General features: G+C 67.0%; 21 protein-coding genes. 1 reads left to right on the top strand and 20 read right to left on the bottom strand.

Translation table 11 applies throughout. From position 1 onward, the window contains the following. Nucleotides 1–63: 63 nt before the first annotated feature. From NX773_RS06070 to NX773_RS06000, 15 genes are all read right to left on the bottom strand, one after another. Nucleotides 64–1,743 carry an AMP-binding protein gene (locus NX773_RS06070; RefSeq protein ID WP_258855424.1) on the bottom strand — a complete coding sequence of 560 codons (1,680 nt, stop codon included), beginning with the start codon at nt 1,741–1,743 and terminating at the stop codon, nt 64–66. 113 nt (nt 1,744–1,856) lie between these two features. Then, complete coding sequence (locus tag NX773_RS06065) at nt 1,857–3,536, bottom strand: 4Fe-4S binding protein (RefSeq protein WP_258855423.1); 1,680 nt, start codon at nt 3,534–3,536, stop codon at nt 1,857–1,859. Further along, entirely contained in the window at nt 3,533–4,090 is a 558-nt protein-coding gene (locus NX773_RS06060; RefSeq protein ID WP_258855422.1) for a DUF3306 domain-containing protein, read from the bottom strand. Before NX773_RS06060 ends, NX773_RS06065 begins: the two co-directional genes overlap by 4 nt. A 10-nt stretch (nt 4,091–4,100) precedes the next feature. Next, a complete protein-coding gene (locus NX773_RS06055) occupies nt 4,101–4,535 on the bottom strand; it encodes a DUF3305 domain-containing protein (protein ID WP_258855851.1) in 435 nt (144 codons plus the stop codon). 34 nt (nt 4,536–4,569) lie between these two features. Next, a complete protein-coding gene (locus NX773_RS06050; protein ID WP_258855421.1) occupies nt 4,570–4,965 on the bottom strand; it encodes a hypothetical protein in 396 nt (131 codons plus the stop codon). Further along, complete coding sequence (locus NX773_RS06045) at nt 4,962–5,429, bottom strand: hypothetical protein (protein ID WP_258855420.1); 468 nt, start codon at nt 5,427–5,429, stop codon at nt 4,962–4,964. The genes NX773_RS06050 and NX773_RS06045 overlap by 4 nt, the downstream gene beginning before the upstream one ends. Nucleotides 5,430–5,437: 8 nt before the next feature. Further along, the gene (locus NX773_RS06040; RefSeq protein WP_258855419.1) at nt 5,438–6,517 is read right to left on the bottom strand and encodes a formate dehydrogenase subunit gamma; all 1,080 of its coding nucleotides are present in this window, start codon (nt 6,515–6,517) and stop codon (nt 5,438–5,440) included. Between the two features lie 12 nt (nt 6,518–6,529). Beyond that, nucleotides 6,530–6,748 carry a hypothetical protein gene (locus tag NX773_RS06035; RefSeq protein WP_258855418.1) on the bottom strand — a complete coding sequence of 73 codons (219 nt, stop codon included), beginning with the start codon at nt 6,746–6,748 and terminating at the stop codon, nt 6,530–6,532. Continuing rightward, on the bottom strand, nt 6,745–7,428 hold the full coding sequence (fdh3B, locus tag NX773_RS06030; protein WP_258820473.1) for a formate dehydrogenase FDH3 subunit beta: 684 nt from the start codon (nt 7,426–7,428) through the stop codon (nt 6,745–6,747). Before fdh3B ends, NX773_RS06035 begins: the two co-directional genes overlap by 4 nt. Before the next feature lie 25 nt (nt 7,429–7,453). Then, on the bottom strand, nt 7,454–10,279 hold the full coding sequence (locus NX773_RS06025; protein WP_258855417.1) for a formate dehydrogenase subunit alpha: 2,826 nt from the start codon (nt 10,277–10,279) through the stop codon (nt 7,454–7,456). Nucleotides 10,280–10,299: 20 nt separating this feature from the next. Then, nucleotides 10,300–10,527, bottom strand: a complete 228-nt coding sequence (locus NX773_RS06020; RefSeq protein WP_258855416.1) for a formate dehydrogenase — start codon at nt 10,525–10,527, stop codon at nt 10,300–10,302. Beyond that, nucleotides 10,520–11,140 (bottom strand): TorD/DmsD family molecular chaperone, encoded by a 621-nt coding sequence (locus NX773_RS06015; RefSeq protein WP_258855415.1) that lies wholly within the window; start codon nt 11,138–11,140, stop codon nt 10,520–10,522. Before NX773_RS06015 ends, NX773_RS06020 begins: the two co-directional genes overlap by 8 nt. Nucleotides 11,141–11,273: 133 nt before the next feature. Beyond that, nucleotides 11,274–11,408 carry a DUF2474 family protein gene (locus tag NX773_RS06010; protein ID WP_258855414.1) on the bottom strand — a complete coding sequence of 45 codons (135 nt, stop codon included), beginning with the start codon at nt 11,406–11,408 and terminating at the stop codon, nt 11,274–11,276. Further along, nucleotides 11,408–12,415 carry a cytochrome d ubiquinol oxidase subunit II gene (cydB, locus tag NX773_RS06005; RefSeq protein WP_258855413.1) on the bottom strand — a complete coding sequence of 336 codons (1,008 nt, stop codon included), beginning with the start codon at nt 12,413–12,415 and terminating at the stop codon, nt 11,408–11,410. The genes NX773_RS06010 and cydB overlap by 1 nt, the downstream gene beginning before the upstream one ends. A 2-nt stretch (nt 12,416–12,417) precedes the next feature. Further along, nucleotides 12,418–13,869 (bottom strand): cytochrome ubiquinol oxidase subunit I, encoded by a 1,452-nt coding sequence (locus NX773_RS06000; RefSeq protein WP_258855412.1) that lies wholly within the window; start codon nt 13,867–13,869, stop codon nt 12,418–12,420. 229 nt (nt 13,870–14,098) lie between these two features. Between NX773_RS06000 and fnr the strand changes: the two genes are divergently transcribed. After that, nucleotides 14,099–14,869, top strand: a complete 771-nt coding sequence (fnr, locus tag NX773_RS05995; RefSeq protein ID WP_258855411.1) for a fumarate/nitrate reduction transcriptional regulator Fnr — start codon at nt 14,099–14,101, stop codon at nt 14,867–14,869. A gap of 208 nt (nt 14,870–15,077) precedes the next feature. On the opposite strand, the gene NX773_RS05990 is transcribed toward fnr, so the two are convergent. From NX773_RS05990 to NX773_RS05970, 5 genes are all read right to left on the bottom strand, one after another. Next, nucleotides 15,078–16,907: a DUF885 domain-containing protein gene (locus NX773_RS05990; RefSeq protein WP_258855410.1), complete on the bottom strand. Its 1,830-nt coding sequence runs from the start codon at nt 16,905–16,907 to the stop codon at nt 15,078–15,080. Between the two features lie 298 nt (nt 16,908–17,205). Beyond that, entirely contained in the window at nt 17,206–17,733 is a 528-nt protein-coding gene (locus NX773_RS05985) for a FixH family protein (protein ID WP_258855409.1), read from the bottom strand. Between the two features lie 15 nt (nt 17,734–17,748). Then, entirely contained in the window at nt 17,749–19,140 is a 1,392-nt protein-coding gene (ccoG, locus tag NX773_RS05980) for a cytochrome c oxidase accessory protein CcoG (protein WP_258855408.1), read from the bottom strand. A gap of 3 nt (nt 19,141–19,143) precedes the next feature. Beyond that, on the bottom strand, nt 19,144–20,091 hold the full coding sequence (ccoP, locus tag NX773_RS05975) for a cytochrome-c oxidase, cbb3-type subunit III (RefSeq protein ID WP_258855407.1): 948 nt from the start codon (nt 20,089–20,091) through the stop codon (nt 19,144–19,146). Further along, nucleotides 20,084–20,254 (bottom strand): cbb3-type cytochrome oxidase subunit 3, encoded by a 171-nt coding sequence (locus tag NX773_RS05970; RefSeq protein WP_258855406.1) that lies wholly within the window; start codon nt 20,252–20,254, stop codon nt 20,084–20,086. The genes ccoP and NX773_RS05970 overlap by 8 nt, the downstream gene beginning before the upstream one ends. Nucleotide 20,255 lies beyond the last annotated feature (1 nt).

The following is a 20,255-nucleotide window of genomic DNA, read 5'->3' as shown; positions in this document are numbered from 1 at the left end:
GGCTCCTTGTCGTTGTCGTGCCGCCCACGATAGCGTGGGCACGTGGCGCAGCGTTGCGCGTGCTCAGTTGCCGAACTCTTCCTCGCGATATTCCACGCCGGCCGCCCCGCCCTCGCCGCGCCCGGCTTCCTGCTTGCGCAGCTCGACGCGGCGGATCTTGCCGGAGATGGTCTTGGGCAGCTCGCGGAACTCGATACGGCGGATGCGCTTGTACGGCGCCAGCCGCTCGCGCGCGAACGCAAAGATGGCGCGCGCCATCTCGCGGCTTGGCTCGGCGCCCTGGCGCAGCGTGATGAAGGCCTTGGGCACCGACAGGCGCACCGGGTCGGGGCTCGGCACGATCGCCGCTTCCAGCACGTCGTCGTGCTCGATCAGCACGCTTTCCAGCTCGAACGGGCTGATACGGTAGTCGGACGACTTGAACACGTCGTCGTTGCGGCCGACGTAGAAGTAGTAGCCGTCTTCGTCCACGGTCGCCGTGTCGCCGGTGTGGTAGTAGCCGGCGCGCATGACGTCGGCCATCTTGGCCTCGTCGCCCTCGTAGCCGAGCATGAGGCCCAGCGGGCGCGGCTCGAGCGCCACCGAGATTTCGCCTTCGAACACCTGCTGGTCGTCCGCGTCCAGCAGCGCGATGCGGTAGCCGGGCAGCGGCCGCCCCATCGAGCCGGGCTTGAGCGGCTGGCCCGGCGGGTTGCCGATCTGCGCCGTGGTTTCGGACTGTCCAAAGCCGTCGCGGATGTGGATGCCCCAGGCCTTGGCCACCTGGTCGATCACCTCGGGGTTGAGCGGCTCGCCGGCGCCGACCAGCTCGCGCAGCGGCGGCTTCCACTTGGACAGGTCCTCCTGGATCATCATGCGCCACACGGTGGGCGGCGCGCACAGCGAGGTCACGCCGCAGCGCTGGACAACGTCGAGCACTGCCCGGGCGTTGAAGCGCTCGTAGTTGTACACGAAGATGGTGGCGCCCGCGTTCCAGGGCGCGAAGAAGCAGCTCCACGCATGCTTGGCCCAACCAGGGGAGCTGATGTTCCAGTGGACGTCGCCCTGCTGCAGGCCGATCCAGTACATGGTGGACAGGTGCCCGACCGGGTAGCTCTGGTGGCTGTGCAGCACCAGCTTGGGTTTGGCTGTGGTGCCGGAAGTGAAGTACAGCAGCAGCGGGTCGTCAGCCATGGTCTGACCGTCGGGCGTGAACACGGTGGTCACGGCGCGGCTGTCCTCGAAGTCGCGCCAGCCCTCGGCACTGCCGCCAACAGCGATGCGGGTGAAGCTGCCTTGCAGGCCGGCGAACTTGAGGGCTTCGGACGCCTGTGCGATCACGTGGCGCACGCCGCCGCGGTCAAGCCGGTCCTGCAGGTCGGCGGTGGACACCAGCATGGTGGTGGGCACCAGCACCGCGCCGAGCTTGATCCCGGCCAGCATGATCTCCCACAGCTCCACACGGTTGGGCAGCATCAGCAGCACACGGTCGCCGCGGCGTACGCCGCATTCATACAAGTACTGTGCGACCTGGTGCGAGCGCGAGGACATGTCGGCGAACGAGATCTTCTGCTCGCTGCCGTCGTCGCCCACCACCCACAGCGCGGGGCGCTGGTTGTCCCTGGCCTCTTGGTCGAAGAAGTCCAGCGCCCAGTTGAAGGTATCGAGCTCGGGTGCGCGGTAGTCGCGGTAGGCGGTCTCGTAGTCGGTGCGGTGCCGTTGCAGGAAGTCGCGCGCCTGAACGAAGCGCTCGTATGGTGTCATGTGGGTCTCCTGTGCGCTCATTATTCTTGGCGGGTACGACGGCATGCCGTCCCGCTGTGTACGCTATCGTACATTGTGCCGTCCCATCGTGGCGATGCTCGCTTACGGCAAGCTTACACGGGCCGGCGCAACTGGACCGTCAGTTCGCCGCCCGGCTGCATCATGTCGCGCACGCGGCAATCGCCGCACATGCGGATGCGGTCGAGGTGATCGGCGAAGGCCGGGTGGGACGACAGGCGGGTGAGCATGTTCTCGATCATCTGCAGGGTGCCGAATGGCTGGCCGCAGCGGATGCAGTTAAAGGGCTCCGTCTCGTTCAGCACGACGGGTTGGTTGCGGGTCTCGGCAAACGACAGCCGCGGCACGAGCGTGATGGCGTTTTCGGGACAGGTGTCGGCGCACAGGCCGCACTGGACGCAGTTCTTCTCGATGAAGCGCAACTGGGGCAGCGCCTGGCCGTCCTGCAGTGCCCCGGAAGGACAGGCGCCGACGCAGGCCATGCACAGGCTGCAGGCGTCGCGCTTGACCTGCAGCGCGCCGAACGGGCTGGCCGCCGGCAGCGGGATCTCCGTGGCGGGCACGGGCGCGTGGCGTAGCAGGTGCTCGAGCGCGTAGTCGAGCGAGTTGCGCTTATCCAGCGCCAGGTGGAAGGTGGCCGGCTCGGGCGGCACGGCGCCGCGCGGGGCGTGGCGCAGCGCGGTTTCCAGTTCGTCCGGCGCGGCGACGCGCGCCAGGTGCACATGCGGTCCGGCATAGCCCAGGCCGTCGAGCACTGCCTGGGCAAGGGCCATCTGCTGGTCGAGCGCGGCCGCGTATTGCGGTGCTTCGGCGCCGGTCAGCAATACAGTGACGCCGGCAGCGCCGTAGGCTATCGCCGACAGCCAGACGTCGATGCCGGTCGAGGCCACATGGTGCAGCGCAAGCGGGATCATGCGGCCGGGCAAGGCATGGCCCGCGCCGGCGTGGCTGGCGAGCAGCGCGGCGCCATCGGCCTGGCTGTGCAGCAGCACGACGGGATCGCGCCCGCCTGCCTCGGCAAAGGCGCGCAGCGCGGCCTTCAGGCGCGTGCCGGTGTAGCTCGCGCCCGGGTAGGCATAGGCCAGCGCGCCCGTCGGGCACACCGTGGTGCACGCGCCGCAGCCGGCGCACAGGTAGGGGTTGACCCGGATGCGCTCGCCCGCCGGTGCGATCGCGCCCGCCGAGCAGATGTCGATGCAGGCGCTGCAACCGTTGCGCTGGTTGCGGCTATGCGCGCACAGGCGCTCCTTGTAAATGAAGTACTTCGGCTTTTCGAATTCGCCCACCATGTCCAGCAGCTCGTCCACCGCGGCGCGGCGCGCGTCCTCGCTTTGGCCCGGCGCGTAGTAGCCGTGCGGGTGCTGGTGGGTGGCGATCAGGGGGCTGGCCGACAGGTCGAGCACCAGGTCAAAGCTGCCCTGCTGAGACGCCTGGCCGGCGGCTTGCCAGCGCGCCTCGAACGCGCCCAGCCAGCCGGCCACCGCCACCGCACGCGGCGCAAAGACCGGGTAGGCGCGCGCGGGCAGCCCGCCTGCCTCGGCGTCGGTCAGCAGCAGCGTTACCGGCAGCGACTGCGCCAGCCGGTCGGCGTGAAGCAGGGCGTGCGCGGCGTTGCCGACCACGAGCACCCGTCCGGCGGAGCGGTAGGTCACGCTGGGCACCTCGTCCGGCTCGGGCAGTGCGGACATTGCGGCCAGCGCGGCGGCACGCGCCAGCAGGTCGCGCTGCTCCTGTGCGGGGTCGGCCGGGAAAGGCTCCATCAATCGTATGTTCATGCGTCGTCTTGTTCTGGTGGATTGGGGCCGCCTTGCCCGCCCTGTGGTCCGGCGCCCGGCTCGCCCTGGCCGGGGCTGGCATCGTCGCTGGCGAAGCGGGCGAACAGGCTCCTGGCATGCTCGAGCGAGGCGAGCATGCCAGGCGAGACCGGAGCGGACTTGGTGTAGTCGTCGATGTACACGTCCAGGCCGTCCATGATGCTGAAGTGCGGGTCGGAGAACAGCTTTTTCATCGCGAGGCGCTGCACGGTCTTGTCCACGCCCTGCGTCATGAAGATGGAGAAGTCGGAATCGGGCCCGAGCAGTGCCACGTCGTCGAGCGTCGGCAGGCGCGGCGGCGGGGCCGCTTCGGGCGCGCGCGGGACCACGGGCGGGTGCGGGTCGCGCTGGGCCACGGGCGGCAGGTCGAACGCGGCCGCGTCGTCGGCGCTTTGCCGCGATGCGCCGGCCTGGCCGCCCGGCGCACACGGGGCGTGGCCGGCGCTGTCCGCTTCGGCCGGCGCGCCGTGCGACTTGAGCCGCGACCAGCGGCGCAGGAAGCCTTCCTTGCTCATGGCGCTCGCCTTATCCGTGTTCGCGGCCACGGCGCGGACGGGGCCGGTAGTGCTCGTTGAGGTAGGCCGACAGCCAGGCGTGAATCTCGGCCGGCATGGCGACGCCGTCGGCGCTTTCGCCGGAGTCGAACATGCGCGTGCCCTCCGCATAGCTGACCGATGCGCGCACCGGAATCGCGCGCCCGCCCTGCATGCGCCACAACACGAAGATCTTCGATTCGGGCGCGACCGCGTTTTCGTAGTAGCCGTCGTTGTCGTCGGTGTAGAGCTCCAGTTCGAGCCCGGACACCAGGTAGTAGTCACGCTGCGGGCTTTCGCTGAGCACGTACAGCGGCGGCAGGCTGCCGCGGTCGGGAACGACGCCGACAGCCGCCCAGGCGTCGTCGGCCCAGCGGTGGCTGGGGGCGCGCCGCTGCATCAGCACGGCGATCGGCATGCTTGCCATCTTCACGATCGGTCTCTCCAGGCGTGCGTGGTGATTACGGTTTTTTCTTGACGTCGGCGCTCGGCGGCGCCGTCCCCAGTTTTTCGCTGCGAATGGGCACGGCCGCCGTGGCCGGGCCAGGCTTGCCGCCGGGCTGGCTGGCCGGTGCCGCGCCGGTCGCCGGCGCGCTGGCAGCCGTCGCCGGCGCCGCGATCGCAACCGACGGGTTGGTGTGCCAGCCCTGGCCGGCGGCGCGCGACCGCCAACGGCCAGCGATTGCATCCATCGACGCCATCAGGGCCTCTTTGTCCTTTTGCGCCTGCGCGTCGGCGGCCGCCTTTTTGGCGGCGGCGGCCTGCGCCTGCGCCGGGCTGGGCGGCGGCAGCGCCGCATTGGCTACGCTGCCCAGTGCCAGCAACGCCAGCGTGAACGCCAGTGATGTGATTTTCATTGCTTGCCTCCTCCGCTGCCCAGTTGGCCGGGGGCGGCGCCCTGCTGCGTGTCGCGGTGGGTGGCCGCGCCGCCCATGGTCGCTTCCGGGGCCGGCGTGGCCGGCTTGCCCATGTCCCCGGGCGGCAGGCTGGTGCCGGGCCGCCCCACCGAGGCCGGCTGGGACGTGCCCTGGCTGGGCCCCTGGCCGGATTCCTGGACCGTGCCGGACGTGGCCGCGCCGCCGGAGGTGCCCCCGGCGCCGCCGGCAATGCCTGGCGTGCCGCCGGCGTAAGTGGCGTCGGTCGTCGGTTTGGCGTTGCGCGCCAGGACCTGGCCGCTGGTGCCGCCACCGGCGGTCACCTCGCCGGGGAATTTGGTCTGGCGCACGCCGGCGGCCGCGTCCGCGTGGTCACGGTTGCAGCCCGCCGTCGCCAGCAACAGCACGCAGGCGGCAGCGTTGCATACCCATGGAAAGACTCTCATCGCGGCCCTCATGTCGCCGCTCCCGGCCGCGTGGACGGTGGGGGCATGCGGCCGCCGTCCGGCGGTACCGGCGGCGCGCCACCCGCCTTGACCTGGTCGTACCAGGCCTCGTGGTGCTGGCGCGCCCATTCCTCGTCCACGGTGCCGTAGCGCATGGCGTGGTAGGCGCCCTCGGTGCCGATCGTGCCGATGTAGATGTGGCCCATGGCAGCGATGATGTACAGCGTGGCGCCACCGATGTGGAAGTAGTTGGCCACCTGCAGGATGTAGCGGGTCTGGCCCATGTTGGTGAAATCGAGGATGAGCCCGGTGATCGACATCACCAGCCCCAGCAAGGTAATGCCGAGCCAGAACCATGCCTTTTCGCCGGCGTTGAAGAAGCCTGCACGCACATGCTTGTGCGAAACGATGCCGCCGCCCTCCCGAAACCACTGCCAGTCCAAGCGGTTGAAGAAATTGCGCCGCAGGAAGGTGAAGAACATCACCAGCGAGCACAGGATGAACAGCGGGCCAAAGAAGTTGTGCACGTACTTGGACAAATAGGCCAGCGCCGAGAATACCTGCGCGCCCATCCACGGCCGGAGCACGACCTTGCCGAACAGGATGATAAGCCCGGTAAAGGCGAGCAGCAGGAAGCTGATCGCGGTGGCCCAGTGCACCAGCCGGTCCCAGTTGGAAAAGCGCACGATCTTGCGCCCGGAATCGGGATGCTGCTGGCGCGCCGTGCCCACGGCCAGGTAGAACAGGCCGATGCCGACCAGGGCCAGCACGAACAGGGTGCCGGCGGTGGTGCCGATGGGGCCGTTGCGCAGCACGCGCCAGGTGTTGCCGCCGCGCTGGAGGATGACGTCGCCCTCGGTGGCGCCGTATTGGCCTAGGAAGTGGCGGTCGATGTGCACCCGCCCCGACTCGCCCGACGCCAGCCCGGGCTCTGGCGCGCGCGAGCCCTGCTCGGCCTGCATGATGGTCTGCTCCTCGGCATAGGCCGGCTGCGCGCGGTTGTTGGGCACGCCGGCCCAGGCGGCCGGCAGCAGCAGGGCCAGCACCAGGGCCAGCAGCGCGCGCACGGCAAAGTTGGTAGCTCGCATGTCAGCCTCCTGCTAGGGGTTGGCCCGGTTGTATTCGTTCTGCTTGCTGTTGCGGTTCGAGATCGCGGCGAACCACGCCAGCTTGTCGTTGTGGAACAGGCGCTGGAACTGACGGTCGTCGTGCTTGCCGGCGTACTGGCCGTTTTTCCACGCCGGATGCTGCTTGACCTCGAGGCAGCCGGACAGTACCGCCGGCAGCAGCAGCGCCAAAGCGAGTCGGACGAGGGTCATGTCGGGAACCTCCCGACGTCGTTCTGCGAGTCGTTCAGGTTCTGGTTCTCGCGCGGGCCATCGCCCTTGGTTTTGATCTCGCCGCCGCCCTTCGGCTTGCCGTAGGCGATTTTCCAGCCCCACAGCTCGGGGCCATAGCCGCGCGTTTCGACGCGCTGGCGGTAGATGTCGGCGATGATGCCGGCGTCCCCGCCCAGCAAGGCCTTGGTGCCGCACATCTCGGCGCAGAGCGGCAGCTTGCCCTCGGCGATGCGGTTGCGGCCGTATTTCTTGAACTCGGCCTCGGACGTATCCGGCTCCGGGCCGCCGGCGCAGAAGGTGCACTTGTCCATCTTGCCGCGGTGGTTGAACAGGCCCGTGCCGGGGAACTGCGGCGCGCCGAACGGGCACGCGTAATAGCAGTAGCCGCAGCCGATGCACTGGTCCTTGCTGTGCAAAACGATGCCGTCCTCGGTATGGTAGATGCATTCGACCGGGCATACCGCGAGGCACGGCGCGTCGGTGCAGTGCATGCAGGCCATCGAGATCGAGCGCTCGCCGGGCACGCCGTCGTTGATCGTCACCACGCGGCGACGGTTGATACCCCATGCGAGTTCGTGCTCATTCTTGCAGGCGGTCACGCAGCCGTTGCAGTCGATGCAGCGCTCCGTGTCGCAAATGAACTTCATCCTGGCAGCCATGTCGTCTCCCCTGTCCTGTCGGCCGTCACGCGCGTACCACGCGGCACAGCGACACCTTGGTTTCCTGCATCATCGTCACGGCGTCGTAGCCGTAGGTCCAGCCGGTATTGGTCGCCTCCCCGCGCACGATCGGGGCCGCGCCATCCGGGTAGTGGCGCTCGAGGTCGTCGCCCATCCACCAGCCGCCGAAGTGGAACGGCATCCACACGATGCCGCTGGGCACGCGCTGGGTCACCATGGCCATCATCTTCAGGCGCGCGCCAGTGGGTGTTTCGACCCACACGTAGTCGCCGAGGCGGGCGTTGATCTGGGCCGCGTCGTCGGGGTTGAGCTCGACGAACATGTTCTGCTGCAGCTCGGCCAGCCAGGGATTGGAACGGGTCTCTTCGCCGCCGCCCTCGAACTCGACCAGGCGGCCGGACGTCATGATCAGCGGGTAGTCCTTGGAGAAATCGACGTCCTGCACCGACTTGTAGAGCGTTGGCAGGCGCCAGAAATTGGCCTTGTCGTCGTAGGTCGGGTATTTGGCGGCCAGGTCGCGGCGCGGCGTGACCAGCGGCTCGCGGTGCACCGGCACCGGGTCGGGGAAGTTCCACACGTTGCAGCGGGCGCGGGCGTTGCCATAGGGAGCGCAGCCGTGCGACATCACCACCCGGATGATGCCGCCCGACAGGTCGGTCTTCCAGTTCTTGCCCTCGGCCAGTGCCTGTTCCTGGCGCGTAAGCTCCTGCCACCAGCCGAGCTTTTTGAGGAACACATGGTCGAACTCGGGGTAGCCGGTGTCGATCTGCGACCCGGCGTTGGTCGATCCGTCCGCCGCCAGCAGCGAGGAACCGTTGTGTTCCACGCCCCAGTTGGCGCGGAACGGCATGCCGCCTTCCATCACCGGCTTGTGCAGGTCGTACAAAATGGGCGTGCCCGGGTGCTTCATTTCGGGCGTGCCCCAACATGGCCACGGCAGCCCGTAGTAGTCGCCCTTGCACGGCCCGTACTCGGCGCGCAGCGTGGTCGGGTCGAAGGTGGCCTTGTTCTCCATGTGCAGCTTCAGGCGCTCCGGCGAGCATCCGGTGTAGCCGATGGTCCAGCACGAGCGGTTAATCTCGCGCAGAATGTCCTCGATGACCGGCTCGTTGTTGACCACCTTGATGTTCTTGCACAGTTCGTCCGCAAAGCCGAACTTTTTGGCGAACAAATACATGATCTCGTGATCGGTCTTGCATTCGAAGATGGGCTGGATCACGCGCTCGCGCCACTGAATGCTGCGGTTGGACGCGGTGACCGAGCCCTGGGTCTCGAACTGCGAGGCCGCCGGCAACAGGTACACGCCGTTCTCGCGACCGTGCATCGAGGCCGTCATGCTCGGATAGGGGTCGATCACCACCAGCATGTCGAGCTTTTGCATGGCCGCCTTCATGTCCGGCAGGCGGGTCTGGCTGTTGGGCGCGTGGCCCCAGTAGAACACGGCGCGCAGGTTGCTCGGCTGGTCGATGTACTGGTTCTGCTCGTTGACCGCGTCGAACCAGCGCGACACGGTGATGCCGGGCTTTTCCATCAGCTCCTTGGAGCCATAGCGCGACAGCAGCCAGTTGTAGTCCACGCCCCAGGCGCTGGCGAAATGCTTCCATGAGCCTTCGGCCAGCCCGTAGTAGCCGGGCAGCGATTCGCCATTGGGTCCGACGTCGGTGGCGCCCTGCACGTTGTCGTGGCCGCGGTAGATGTTGGCGCCGCCACCCTGCACGCCGATGTTGCCCAGCGCAAGCTGCAGGATGCACAGCGCGCGCACGTTGGCGGTGCCGATGTGGTGCTGGGTGATGCCCATGCACCACACCACCGACGATGGCTTGTTCTTGGCCAGCACCTCGGCCGCCATGCGCACCGTGGCCTCGGGCACGCCGGTCACGTCCGAGACCTTGTCCGGCGTCCACTTGGCCACTTCCTTGCGCACGTCTTCCATGCCCCAGGTGCGCGCGGCGATGTATTCCTTGTCTTCCCATCCGTTGTTAAAGATATGCCACAGGATGCCCCACACCAGCGGGATGTCGGTGCCGGGACGCACGCGCACGTAGTGGTGGGCAAAGCGCGCGGTGCGGGTGAAGCGCGGGTCGACCACGATCATCTTGGCGCCCAGCTCCTTGGCGTGCAGGAAGTGCAGCATCGAGATCGGGTGCGCCTCGGCCGGGTTGGAGCCGATGAACATCACCGCCTTGCTGTAGTGCAGGTCGTTGAACGAGTTGGTCATCGCGCCGTAGCCGAAGGTCTGGGCCACGCCGGCGACCGTGGTGGAGTGGCAGATGCGCGCCTGGTGGTCGCAATTGTTCGAGCCCCACATCGAGACCCATTTGCGCAGCAAATACGATTGCTCGTTGTTGTGCTTGCTGCTGCCGATGACCATCAGCGCGTCGGGGCCGGCCTGCTGGCGCAGGGCGATGAGCTTGTCGCCGATCTCGTTGATGGCCTGGTCCCACGAGATGCGCTCGTACTTTCCATTGACCAGCTTCATGGGATAGCGCAGGCGCTTTTCGCCGAACGCGTGCTCGCGCACCGAGGCGCCCTTGGCGCAGTGGGCGCCCATGTTGATCGGCGAATCGAAGGCGGCGTCCTGGCGCACCCAGACGCCGTTGGTGACCACCGCCTCAACCGAACAGCCGACCGAGCAGTGGCTGCAGACGGTGTGCTTGACGACCGTGTTGCTGCTGGCCGGCGGCGGCGCCGGGTCGGCGGCGGAGACCGGCTCGATCACCCGGAACGGCAGGTGCCGCGCCAATGCGCCGGCGCCCGCCGTGACGCCCGCGCCAACGAGGAATTTCCTGCGCATCAGGCCGCTTTCACGCGTGATCTTCACCAGGGACATGGCCCACTCCTTCGCCGCGCTCACCAGTAGGCGGCGGTGCGGTAATAACGTCGAATGTGTTCGGTTTCACGATAGCCGCCGGCTTGCGTTGCCGGCGCCGGCGCGGCGGCCGCGACAGGTTCGGCCGACGCGGCGCCACCGACGGCGGCGGCCAGCGCGCCCAGTGGGAGTGCCTTGAGAAAGCCGCGGCGCTGCGGATCGGGGCCGGCCAGCGCGGCGCTGGCCCCGTGCTGTTCTTGCTCAGTCATCGATGCTCTCCTCGAATGCAAAGGCCTCGGCCTCGACCGCGAAAAACGCCTGCGCGAAGGCGGCCACCAGGCGGTAGAAGCTGGCCTGCTCGTCGGCGGAAATGTCTGCCAGGCAGCGCGCGTACCAGGGCGCAATGTGCCGCTCGAAAAACCACTTCTGGCGCGCCAGCGGCTGGCGCGGCAGGCCGGGCGCACCGGTGACGAGGATGCGCATGGTTTCGCACATGGCGCCCAGGTGGTCCTCGAACTCGCCGGCGTTGCCGGCGCGCGCCAGGTGCAGCGCGGCCAGGTCGGCGCGCAGGTCGGCCAGCGGCTTGTCGTTGATGTAGCCGGACAGGTAGAACGATTCGTAGGGATTGAGCCGGGGCGTGCCGATGCTGACGAACAGCGCGTTGAACTCGTCCGCCACCGCGTCCGCCTCGGTGACAGTGGCAGCCAGCGCGAGCTTGCGCCAGGTCTGCTCCAGCGGCAGCGCGCCGCCGGTCGCGCAAATCGGCTCGGCCGCGGCCAGCGCGGCCAGCAGGCCGGCGTCCGGCGGGGCAAACAGCAGGCGCGCAAGCAGACCGTACAGGTCGGCGCGCGCCTGATCCTCACCGGACAGGGGGAGCGGCACGCCAACGGTGCCTGCATCACGATGGCCGGGTTGCGCAATTTGCACGTGCACTGGACTGTTCTCCCGTTAGCAAAGGTACATGGGAAGTTTATCCAGTCCCCCGCCTGAGGCGCGCACGGTTGGAGTGCAATGGTTAACGGTGCATGCCGGCCACGTGCATCAGCACGCGCAGCAGCAGCGCGACGGCGGCCAGCGCCGCCACCCCGCCCGCCCACAGCGCGGTCATCCAGCCAACGCGGCCCAGCCACAGGCGCATGCGTCGCCGCATCAGTGGTAGCCCTCCGAGGTGCGTACCTTGCCGCGAAACACCCAGTACGACCAGGCGGTGTACATCAGGATGAACGGGATGATGAACAGCGTGCCCACCAGCAGGAACCCGTGGCTGGACGGCGAGGACGCGGCTTCCCAGATGGTGATCGTGGGCGGGACGATGTGCGGCCAGATGCTGATCGCCATGCCGCTGTAGCCCAGGAACACGAGTGAGAGCGCCATCAGGAACGGCACCCGGTGCGGCGCGCCCCTGAGCGAGCGCACCAGCACCGCCAACGCGGCCAGCACCAGCAGCGGCACCGGCGACAGGAACACGATGTTGGGAAAACTGAACCAGCGTTCGGCCACGTCGTGGTGGCGCAGCGGGGTCCAGATGCTCACCGCGATGATCGCCAGCAGCACCAGCCCCGCAAGCGGCGCGGCCACCTCGATCATGCGCCGGTGCAGCTCCCCTTCCGTCTTCATGATCAGCCAGGTGCTGCCCAGCAGCGCGTAGGCGAGGATCACGCCTGCCCCGGCCAGCAGCGGGAACGGCGCCAGCCAGTCCAGCACGCCGCCGGCGTAGGTACGGCCGGAGACCGGGATTCCTTCCAGGAACACGCCCAGCGCCACGCCCTGGAAGAATGCCGCGACGAACGAACCGGCGATGAAGGCCTTGTCCCAGACATGCCGCTCGTGTTCGCGCGCCTTGAAGCGGAACTCGAAGGCCACGCCGCGAAAGATCAGGCCCACCAGCATGAAGATGAGCGGCAGGTACAGCGCCGACAGGATGATCGAGTAGGCCACCGGAAAGGCCGCCAGCAGCGTCTCGCCGCCCAGCACCAGCCAGGTCTCGTTGCCGTCCCACACCGGCGCAACGGTATTCATCATCACGTCGCGGTCGTGCCGCTGGCGCACGAACGGAAACAGCATGCCGATGCCCAGGTCGAAGCCGTCCATGACCACGTACATGAACACCGCGAAAAAGATGATGACGACCCAGATCGAGGCAGTATCCACGCCCATGGTCAGCTCCCGGTGGCGCCCTTGGCGGCCGGCAGCGGCAGGCCCTCGTCCGGGCCCTCTTCGGCCGCCGAGAGCGGGCGCATGGGGGTACGCTCGCGGCCGGGCCCGCCCTCGGGCGGCTGGCGCATGTCGAACGGCTGCGGCCCCTTATGCGCGAGCCGCAGCACGTAGGCAAAGCCGGCCCCGAACACGAACACATAGCTGACCACGAACAGCAGCAAGGTGAGCGCGACGGGCGCCACCGCGTGGGCCGAGGCGCCATCGGCGGTACGCATCACGCCGTACACCACCCAGGGCTGGCGCCCGACCTCGGTGGTGACCCAGCCGGCCAGCAAGGCCACCAGCCCGGCCGGTCCCATCGCCACGGCCGCCTTGAGGAAGGCACGGTTGCCGAACAGGCGCCCTCCCCGCCGCAGCCACAGGCTCCAGAAGCCGAGCGCGATCATCAACAGGCCCAGGCCGACCATGAGGCGAAAGCTCCAGAACACGATCAGCGCGTTGGGCCGCAGCTCGCGCGGGAAGGCCTTCAAGCCCTTGAGTTGACCATTCCAGCTGTGGGTGAGGATCACGCTGCCCAGATGCGGCACCTCGACCGCATACTTGGTCCGTTCCTGCTGCATGTCAGGCATGCCGAACAGGATCAGCGGCATGCCCTGCTCCGGCGGTCCGTTTTCCCAGTGCCCTTCGAGGGCTGCGACCTTGGCCGGCTGGTGCTCGGCCGTGTTGAGCCCGTGCGCGTCACCAATGGCGGCCTGGATCGGGGCCACAATGGCCATCATCCACATGGCCATCGACAGCATGGTGCGCACCGCCGGCTGGTCATTGCCCTTGAGCAGGTGCCAGGCGCCGGTCGCGCCCACGAACAGCGCCGTCGACAGAAAGGCGGCCACGGCCATGTGCATCAGCCGGTACGGGAACGAGGGGTTGAAGATCACCGCGATCCAGTCCACCGGGATCGCCTTGCCATTAACGATTTCATAGCCTTGCGGGGTCTGCATCCAGCTATTGGCGCCCAAAATCCAGGTGGCGGACACCAGCGTGCCCAGGGCCACCAGGCAGGTGGCCAGGAAATGCAGGCCGGGACCGACCCGGTTCCACCCGAACAGCATAACCCCGAGAAAGCCCGCCTCGAGGAAGAACGCGGTCAGCACCTCGTAACTCAGGAGCGGGCCGGCAACGCCGCCCGCGAATTCGGAAAAGAAGCTCCAGTTGGTGCCGAACTGGTAGGCCATGACGATGCCCGACACCACCCCCATGCCGAAGTTGACCGAGAAGATCTTGATCCAGTAGTGGTACAGGTCGAGGAACACCTGGCGGCCGGTGCGCAGCCAGCACAGTTCGAGCACGGCCAGGTAGCTGGCCAGGCCAATGGTGATGGCCGGAAACAGGATGTGGAAGGCCATCGTGAACGCGAATTGCAAGCGTGCGAGGTCCACCGCCGTCAGTCCGAACATGAGCTCTCCTCTGCGCGACCCGTGCAAAATCTACCATGGTCGCCCGCGCGCACGGTTGCCGGATTTTCCGATCCGGCGGACACGGCGAAGAAGGCTGGCGAAGTTGTCAAGCCACCGGGCGATTTCGCCACAGTTTTGTTTCCCGAGAGACAAGCACAAAATCAATTTTCCCGGCAGGTTGCCCACGAGGCCGTTATAATCTGCTCGATCCCACACCTTTTTTTACCGTATGCCCCAACCGCTCACGTTCTCGGCAGACCCCACTACGCTCAACGTCACCGCGTTGAAGAAGAGTTGCGCTGCATGCAGCATGCATCAGCTTTGCCTGCCGATGGGCCTCGAGGATTGTGACATCAACCGCCTCGACCAGATCATCGGCAAGCGCCGCCGCCTGGAGCGCGACGAGCCGCTGTACAAGATGAACGAGCCGTTCCGCAACCTGTACGCGGTGCGCTTCGGGCACTTCAAGACCTACCACATCAATGCCGCGGGCGAGGCGCAGATCACCGGCTTCCAGATGGCCGGCGAGCTGCTGGGGATGGATGCGATCAGCGGCGACCGCCACTACTGCGATGCGGTCGCGCTGGAAGACAGCGAGGTGTGCGAGATCCCGTTCCACCGCCTCGAAGAACTGTTCGGCGAGGTGCCGGCGCTGCTGCGCCACTTCCACCGCATCATGAGCCAGGAAATCACGCGCGAGCAGAATGTCATGCTGTTGCTGGGCAACATGCGCGCCGAGCAGCGTTTTGCGGTGTTCCTGATCAACCTGTCGGCACGCTACGCCGCGCGCGGCTATTCGCCCAACACCTTCCAGCTGCGCATGTCGCGCGAAGATATCGGCAACTACCTGGGCCTGACCATCGAGAGCGTCAGCCGGCTGCTGTCGCGCTTCAAGAAGCAGGGCTGGCTGGCGGTGGACAAGCGCGAAGTGACGCTGCTCGATCCGGCCAAGCTCAAGGCCATGGCCGCGGGCACGGAGCAGTGCAGCCCGATGGCCTGAACCTGGCCGCTGAAACATCGAAGGGGTTCCGCGCGCAAGCCGGAACCCCTTTTCATTTGTTAGCCTAAGATACGTCGTTCCCGCGGAGGCGGGAACCCATGCTGATTGTGCGAGCCCGCGGCCACAATATCAGCCGCCTCGCTGCAAACTCAGCATGGGTCCCCGCCTTCGTGGGGACGACGGGGCAACGGCAGTGGCGCGAATGGCCTCAGCTGTTTTTCTGCTGGTCGATCCAGCGGTGCACTACATCCCCCAGCACGTCCAGCGGCACCGAGCCGGTGCGCAGCACCACGTCGTGGAAGGCCGGTAGCGAGAACTTGGCCCCGAGCGCCGTCTTTGCCTCCTCGCGCAGCTCCAGGATGCGCAGCATGCCGATCATGTAGGCGTTGGCCTGGCCCGGCCAGGCGATGTAGCGCTCCACCTCTTCCTTGTTGATGCCGAAGTCGATCGCCTGCTCGCGCGTCCAGCCCTTGGCGTGCATGCCGGTGTCCACCACCAGCCGGCGCGCGCGGAACAGTTCGGAGCCGAGCGCGCCCAACAGGCTGGGCACGTCGCCCTGGTACCAGCCCTGCTCCACCGCCAGGCGCTCCGCGTACAGGCCCCAGCCTTCGCTGTGCGCGCTGCCGCCGCCGAAGATGCGGTTGGCGCGGTACTTCGGCAGCCCCTTCTGCTCCTGCTGGATCGCGAGCTGGAAGTGGTGGCCCGGCACCGCCTCGTGGTACGACAGGCTGCGCATGCGGATCATGTCGAACTTCGGCCCGCGCATCGGGACCCAGAAGATGCCCGGGCGGCTGCCGTCCGGCGCCGGCAGCGAATAGTGCGCCGAGGCCGATGGCTCGGTCAGCGCCGGCTCGCGCCGCACTTCCACCGGCGCGGCCGGCTTCAGGTTGAACAGGCTTTCGCTCCTGGCCTGCGCGTCCTTGACGATGCCGGCGTAGCGCGCCAGCAGCTCCGGACGCGGATCGCCCTCCACCTTGGGCTGGAAGGTGGCGTCGAGCTGCTTCATGCGCGCTTCGACCGTGCCCTCGCTGTAGCCCAGCTCGCGCAGGTGCTTGTCCATCTCCGCTTCGATCCGCGCGACCTCGCGCAGGCCGATCGCGTGGATCTGCTCGGCGGTGAGGCGGGTGCTGGTGAAGTTGGACAGGTAGTGCTGGTAGGCGGCAGCGCCATCGGGCAGGCGCGAGATGCCGACCACATTGCCGGTACGCGGGTGGATTTCGGCCATGAAGTCCTTCACGCGGGCGTAGGCGGGAATGATCTTCTCCTGCACCACGCGGGTCGCGCGGGCGACCGCGGCGGCGCGCGCCTCCGGGCTCAGGTCCGACAAGTTGGCGCTGCGCTTGTCCAACGAGGTCACCAGCACGTTCTGCGCCGCTTCCGGCTTGAGGAAAATGTTGACCTGGTCCTGGGCACGTTCGAGGATCACGCGCGGCGGGATCAGGTTGCGTGCTGCGGCAGCGCGCCCCCGCGCCAGCGCTTCGTCGATGCGGGTGGCCACCTGGTCCAGGCGCGCCAGGTAGCTGTCCACGTCGGCGGCGCGGCGCAGCGGGTGGGTCTGGGTCATGAAATTGACCAGCGAGACGTGCACGCCGCTGAACTGAGAAAAGATGAAGTTGTAGTCCTCGAAGGGTTCGCCCTCGACCGTCTTTTGCAGCGACCAGCGCATGGTCGCGGCCGAGATGCGCTGGTCGCCGTCCAGCGGGCCGGCCAGGAATTTGTCCAGCCTGGCGATGCCGGCGCGGGCCAGCGCGCGCACCTTCTGGCGCTGCGCATCGGTGATCGGGGTCAGCTGGCGGTCGAGCGCGTCCTGTTCCTTGCCGGAGAAGTACTGGGTGCTGGTCGCCAGTTGCGGGTTCAGGCGCACCCAGTCTTCGGCGAACTTGTCGGCCCACAGGTTGAAGGCGGCATTCGGCTTGACGGCCGCCGCTTTGACGGCCGGCTCGGCGAGCGCAACCGGCGGCAGGGCCGCGCCTAGCATCAGGGGAACGAACAGGGTGGCGAGCGCGGTGCGCAGGGCGCGCGGGCGGAAGGTGGACATCGGGCGTCTCTCTTGGGAAGTGGTTGTTCTGTTAGTTGGCAATGGGGAATTGCCGTTTGGAATCTAACATGGAACGGAGAGAGCGTCTGTATTGACGACGCAGGCCGGGATCGCGGGGGTAGCGACGCGGCGGCTGGCTGGACGCGTGGGCAGGATCTGCCCACCCTGCGGGAAAGTTCGCATCGATGAGGCCCTGCGGGTGGCCCGGGCCGTTACCCGGGTACGGCGGGAGTGGGGGCAGCCACCACCGCGGCCGGCCAGGCTCCCCGCAGGAACCTCATGTTGCGAAACGGTGCGGCTAGCGGGCGTCGGCCTTGATGTCGAGCTCGCGGTGCTTCGGCCAGTCCCAGCTGTGGGCCAGGCGCCAGTCCTTCTGGCCACCTTCGACCACCACCTGCCAGTGCGCGCGTTCGAGCGCCGGCAGCACGATCGAGAAGCGGCCGGTGGCGTCCGGCACCGCTTCCAGCGTCATGTCCTTTTCGGGCATGGTGGGGTGGGCCAGCATCACCTTGAACGGCGTGCCCAGCGGGCGGCCGGCGGCGGTGAGCGTGCCTTCCAGGCGCCCTGCCTGCGGGTCGAAGCGCATCTGCACTTCCAGCCGCATGCCGGTCGCCACGCGGTCGCGCCGCAGATCCTGGTTGATGGCCTGGCCCTGCTTGTAATAGTCGCCGACGACCAGCGCGTCAGGACGGCTGACCGCCAGCCACGTGGTGAACGCGCCGGCCACCACCACGGTGGCTGGGCCGAGCATCAAGAGCCACGGCCAGCGCTGCGCGTACCACGGCGGCTGCGGCATCGAGCCCAGGGTTTGCGAATTGCGATTCATGCTTTGCTCCTTCGGTTATCTGGGCACAATGAAGACGGCCTTTTCCTCGACATGCAGCGAGGGGTCGTCGATGCCGGTCAGTTCGAACTCGATCTTGTTCGAGCCGTGCTTGCCGGCGTGTTCGGGGACACGCACGCGCACTGCGACACCGCGCGTGGTTGCGCCCGGCACCTCTATCACGTCGTTCTCCACCACCTTGGCGCCCTCCAGCCCTTCGACCTTGAGCTTGAAGCGATGCGACGACTCGCCGGTGTTCATGATCTGCAGGCGGTACACGTTCTCGATCTGGTCATCCTCGACCTCGCGCCCCATCGAGCCGCGGTCGCGGATCACGTCCATCTTGAGCGGGGTGCGCAGCGCCAGCGTGCCGAAGAACGCCGTGATGATCAGCCCCAACAGGCCGGTGTAGATCAGCACGCGCGGACGGAACACGCGCTTGGCTGCCTGCTTGTTGGTCAAGCCGTTCACCAGCGCGTGCTCGGTCGCGTAGCGGATCAGGCCGCGCGGCTTCTCGATCTTGTCCATCACGCTGTTGCAGGCGTCCACGCAGGCGGCGCAGCCGATGCACTCGTACTGCAGGCCGTTGCGGATGTCGATGCCGGCCGGGCACACCTGCACGCACATCGAGCAGTCGATGCAGTCGCCTGCGGCCCCACCGTTCGCGGCTTTCTTGCCGAGCGGCGCACGCGGTTCGCCCCGCTTGGCGTCATAGGTGATGACCAGCGTGTCGTGGTCGAACATCGAGCTCTGGAAGCGGGCGTACGGGCACATGTACTTGCACACCTGCTCGCGCATGAAACCGGCGTTGCCGTAGGTGGCGAACGCGTAGAAGAAGATCCACCAGGTTTCCCACGGACCGAACGACCAGCTGACCAGTTCGTTCACCAGCGCCTTGAGCGGGGTGAAGTAGGCGACGAAGGTGAAACCGGTCCACAGCGCGACCACGCCCCAGGCGGCGTGCTTGGCGCTTTTCTTGGCAATCTTTTCAGCATTCCAGGGCTGGCGATTCAAACGAATACGGGCGCTGCGCGCGCCCTCGATCTTTTGTTCGATCCACAGGAATATTTCTGTATATACGGTTTGTGGGCAGGCGAAACCGCACCACACCCGCCCTGCGACGGCTGTTACCAGGAACAGCCCGTAGGCGCAGATGATCAGGAGGGCCGCAAGGTAGATGAAGTCTTGCGGCCACAGCACCAATCCAAACAGGTAGAACTTACGGGCCGTCAGGTCGAACAGAACGGCCTGGCGGCCGTTCCATTGCAACCAGGGCAACCCGTAGAACACGAGCTGCGTCAGCCAGACACACAGCCAACGCAGTGTTGCGTAGCGGCCCTTCACCTCGCGAGGATAGATATCCTCGCCCTTGGTGTACATCTTGATGACCGCTTCTTTAGGTGCATTCATTTTTTATTGTGCTGCAGGTGCTGCTGCGGCTTGCGCCGGGTTGTTGTTCGACAGGCTCCAGACATAGGCAGCCAGGACATGCACCTTCTTCTCGCCCAGGAACTCACCCCACGCCGGCATGGTGTTGTTACGGCCCTTGCGGATGGTTTCCATGATCGTTTCGGCGCTGCCACCGTACAGCCAGGTCTTGTCGGTCAGGTTCGGCGCACCGATCATCTGGTTGCCGTGCGCATCCATGCCATGGCAGGCGGCGCAGGCGGCAAATTTCGGTTTGCCGTAGGCGACTTTGACCGGGTCGGCAGTCAGACCCGACAGGCTGCGCACATAGTGTGCCACAGCTTCGACGTCGCTGTCAGAACCGAGCGCGGCAGCCATCGAGGGCATCTGGCCGTGGCGGCCGTTCATGATGGTCTCCTTGATGGTTTCCGGCGCGCCGCCGTACAGCCAGTCGTTGTCGGTCAGGTTCGGGAAGCCCTTGTTGCCGCGGGCGTCCGAGCCGTGGCACTGCGCGCAGTAGGTCAGGAACAGGCGCTCACCGATGGCGTGGGCCTGCGGGTCCGCGGCCACTGCCTTCAGGTCCTGGCTGGCGTACTTGGCGAACAGCGGGCCGTATTCGGCGTCAGCCTTTTTCAGCTCGTCCTGGTACTCGGCCGTCGATTTCCAGCCCAGTTTGCCGGCGTAGCTGCCCAGGCCCGGGTACAGGGCCAGGTAGACCAGACCAAAGATGATGGTCAGCCAGAACATGATCATCCACCAGCGCGGCATCGGGGTGTTCAGCTCGGACAGATCCTCGTCCCAGACGTGGCCGGTGGTGGCCTGCGGCTTGCCGTTCTCGTCCAGCTTGACCTTGAAGCGCGACTGGGTCCACAGCAGGATCGCGCAGCCGGCGATACTCGCGATGGTGATCAGCGCGACGTAGTAATTCCAAAACTCGTTAATAAAGTCAGACATGTGCACTCTCCCCTGCTGCCTTGTCGTCCTCGGCGAACGGCAGGCTGGCCGCCTGCTCGAAGTTGCCGCGGTTGGCGGGCGTGAACGCCCACCAGATGATTCCGATGAAGGTGATGAACGAGATGACCGTCATCACGCTGCTCGCGGTGTCGAAAATACCCATC

This window comes from Massilia solisilvae (assembly GCF_024753215.1).
Taxonomy (GTDB): Bacteria; Pseudomonadota; Gammaproteobacteria; order Burkholderiales; family Burkholderiaceae_D; genus Telluria; species Telluria solisilvae.
Note: the sequence above shows the minus strand (reverse complement) of the source record. Positions and strands in the feature narration are given on the sequence as shown.